At 45.1% G+C, this 1,749-nt stretch carries 2 protein-coding genes; both read left to right on the forward strand.

Annotated features, from left to right (window positions below):
- The coding region (locus AC1DRF_RS26185) for a DUF5344 family protein (protein WP_477742100.1) at positions 1-211 on the forward strand (211 nt) is incomplete at its 5' end.
- 19 nt (positions 212-230) lie between these two features.
- A partial coding sequence (locus AC1DRF_RS26190; protein ID WP_477742101.1) for a ribonuclease YeeF family protein occupies positions 231-1,749 on the forward strand: 1,519 nt, incomplete at its 3' end.

Genomic DNA, 1,749 nt, shown 5'->3' on the forward strand with positions numbered 1-1,749 from the left:
AGTCAGCACAGCCATTGGGAATTTATCCATTAGCAAAATGCCTGACCTTGGAAAAAACAGCCTTGATACTACAGAGAAATGGGAAGCGCGCGAAGAAGAAATTCAAACGCTTATTTCTACTTATATAAAAGCACTAAACAAAAACGTAAAAGATACAAAATCTAATGTAGACTTACTAAAAGAACAAGACGAATCTATTATCCATTCGTAGCAGCAAAGGGGGGATGACTGTGGGAAAGGTATACGATGCAAAAGCGCTGTTTGATGTAGCAAAAGACAGGGAAAAAGCCTACGATGAGTTACTAAGCCAGCTGGGTGAACTGAAAAAAGCGCTGCAGGGCGTAGCGGACTTAGAAGGCAGCTTAGAAGGAAAAGGCGCTGACAATATAAAATCTTTTTATAAGCAGCACGCCGATACGGCCGGACAGTGGGAAAACTTAATTAAAATGCAGCAAAGCTATTTTTCAACGCTTCACGTTAAAGCTGAAAAAGCAAAGCTATCAGGAAGCACGATTGTAACTGAATCATTTTTAGAAACAGAGCTAAAAAACGCTAACAGCAATGCTAAAGAAATGGTTGCGCAGCAGCACGACGATCTGCAGAGTATTTTAAACGGCATTGACGATATCGTCGCTATTTCAGCGTTTTCAACGAGTGAGTTTAACGATAAAATAGAAGAAGCAGAGAAAAAACGCACCGATACAATTGAAGCAGTGAACCAGCTTGACGCTGAATGGTCAAAAGAATACAGCGAAATGGACGACTTCTATTCGGTAGTGAATACGCTAGTAAGCGGCTTAGAGCTTGCTACGAGTCAAGGAGGAAGTGTCTATCAGCTTGCCTTTGACGAAAAAGCCTATCACGACAGCGAGCTGTATAAAGTTCAAACAAAGCTAAACGACTATGCAACTTCATATGTTGACTACAACAAGCAGCAAGAAGAAGTATACGAGCTGGAAAAAAAACAAGAAGAAGAAGCAAACAAGCCGTGGTATGAAAAAACGTGGGATGCGGTTTCTACCTTTACAGGAGAGGTCAGCGGATATTATGATTATAAACGAGCAGCAGAAGGCGTGGACCCTGTTACGGGTGAAAAACTTTCCACCTCACAGCGCGTCGCAGCGGGAGCCATGGCAGCAGCCGGCTTCATTCCGGTTGTCGGCTGGGTAGGAAGAGCCGCAAAAGGCGGAAAAGCTATCTACAAAACGGCTAAAGGCCTAAGCGCAGCGGATCACGCCTTAGACGCCTACAAATCCGCCAAATCCTTCAAAGTCCTGGAACAAACCGAAAAAGGCCTCTACGGTCTTGTGGCTGCAAACGGCCTAGGAGAATACATGACCGGACGCGACATGTTCGGGAATAAAATCAGTGAAGAGCAGCGTAAAGCAAGTCTTCTGCAAGCCTTAGGAATTGCTGGAGCTGGGGCGCTTTCTACGAAGGTAGCGGGGAAAACAGCGAAAGCAGGCGCTAATGCCGTGGCAAACGGAGCGAAGAAACTTAGTGATATGCGGAATGTACTTAGCAAACAAGCGACTCAACGTATTATGCCGCCGCTGCAAAGCGCCCAGAAAGCTTATCGTTCTTCTTCGAATTACGTCAAAAAGAAAATTAGTCAAGCCGGAGATATTAAGCTGGCTCCTAAGAAGGTCCGAGTAGTAGAAGAACCGCTGACTGGAACGCGTATGCCAGTGGTAGATGAGTGGATTACCGGAAAAGATGTTGGGCGGATGTTTTCGGTTCGGAGTGGAA

The organism is Priestia sp. P5_B4 (assembly GCF_056400385.1).